The organism is Actinomycetota bacterium, assembly GCA_030682655.1.
Lineage (GTDB): Bacteria > Actinomycetota > Coriobacteriia > Anaerosomatales > JAUXNU01 > JAUXNU01.
This window is the reverse complement of the sequence record JAUXNU010000067.1, coordinates 1-1189: the sequence shown is the minus strand read 5'-3', so window position 1 is coordinate 1189 and position 1189 is coordinate 1. Positions and strand designations below refer to the sequence as shown.

General features: G+C 62.4%; 2 protein-coding genes. One reads left to right on the top strand and one right to left on the bottom strand.

Annotated features, from left to right (window positions below; all coding sequences use genetic code 11):
• The first annotated feature begins 244 nt into the window (after positions 1–244).
• Positions 245–976, top strand: coding sequence for a hypothetical protein (locus Q8K99_04315; protein ID MDP2181777.1), 732 nt, complete (start codon positions 245–247; stop codon positions 974–976).
• On the opposite strand, the gene Q8K99_04310 is transcribed toward Q8K99_04315, so the two are convergent.
• On the bottom strand, positions 973–1189 hold a 217-nt coding region (locus Q8K99_04310), incomplete at its 5' end, for a hypothetical protein (protein ID MDP2181776.1). The genes Q8K99_04315 and Q8K99_04310 overlap by 4 nt on opposite strands.

Sequence of the window (1189 nt, the reverse complement as noted above, 5' to 3'; positions counted from 1 at the left end):
GGCTGATGTGATCCGTGATCCTGGTTCCGACGGGCAGCTCCGCTACGGACCGAGGCATGAGCAGTCCTTTCTCACAGAAGAGGACGATTCTCTTGCTGGAGGAAGAGTATCACGTGGACTAGCTTAAGTGAACGGTATTGGACCTAACCCCGGCTTCCACCCGACGCGCGCATGGTGTCGCATAATAAATGCGCAAGCGCGCGGGTGAAGCCGAAACACGTTAGCCAGAACGGAGCGGATTCGCTTGAAGGCATGGCTGCGATACGTGGCGACGACTGTCGCACTCCTGGCGCTTGTGATCGCAGCAGGCTGCACCGCTTCGGAACCGCAGACCGCAGCCCCTCCGGCTGAGAGTCAGAGCACGTCACAGACTCCAACGGCATCGGTCGAGACGACGCCGCTACCCCTCAAAGCAGCCAAGCCCGTGATCTACCTCTATCCGCAGAAGACCTGCGAGGTACTGGTTGGACTCCGCGTGGACGGGACCATCACCCATGCCGATCCGCCACTGGGCAGCGAGGGGGCATGGCGAGTCATCGCAGATCCTTCGGGAACGCTCACCGACGCTGCGTCCGGCCGGGTCTATCCGTACCTCTTCTGGGAAGCGGACGTCGTCAACCGCTTCGAGATGCCGGACGGTTTCGTCGTCGCCGGTCCGGACACGCGGGCTTTCCTCGGCAGACGTCTCGTGGAGCTTGGATTGAACGCGGCGGAGTCAGCCCAGTTCATCGAGTACTGGGCGTCGCGCATGGAGGACAACGCCTACAACCTCGTGCGCTTCGAGGGCCCGGCCTACGAGCAGGCCGCCGCTCTCGATGTCTCACCCGAGCCGGACACGCGCATCCGGGTGTTCATGCTCTTCCACAAGCTGGACGCGCCGGTGGCGATCCAACCGCAGCTGCTTCCCCGCCCCGCGACCAGACAGGGCTTCGTGCTTGTCGAATGGGGAGGCGCCGAGTTCCCTTCGACGCCCTAGTGGTTCGTCACCGTCTGGCTAACCACGGCATCGAGCCGTCTTCGCACTTCTTCGGCTACCATGAAAGCCGTAGGGCGCCGCTCATGCCGTAACACGTTGATATGAGATGGCCAGTCAACCTCGTAGGTCTCATGGTGGTCTTCGCCCTTGAGTAGATGCAAGCGGGCGGGCACATGGGAACGGCGATCGACCATGCTGATATCCGGGGATTGG